Annotated in this window: 1 tRNA gene; it reads right to left on the minus strand. The window is 35.4% G+C overall.

The features are described from left to right. Nucleotides 1-31: 31 nt before the first annotated feature. Nucleotides 32-103 (minus strand) — tRNA-Arg (locus AKK44_RS08530). Nucleotides 104-243: the final 140 nt, after the last annotated feature.

A 243-nucleotide genomic window follows, 5' to 3' on the forward strand; every position in this document is an offset into this window, starting at 1 on the left:
GGTTTCTAGTTTGTTTTTTTCTATTATTATATCCACCTTGAGGGAATCGAACCCCCATCTCAAGAACCGGAATCTTACGTGATATCCATTACACTAAAGGTGGCAGATACTTTTATATTATAGCATAAACTATCAGATATTGAAATGCTGAAAAAATAAAATCTGACGGTGCTCAGAACTTTTTTGAGGACTATCAATAAAATAAAAAAGAGCCCCCTAGCGATATGTACTGACCCCCAAAAG

This window comes from Streptococcus phocae (assembly GCF_001302265.1).
Classification (GTDB): Bacteria; Bacillota; Bacilli; order Lactobacillales; family Streptococcaceae; genus Streptococcus; species Streptococcus phocae.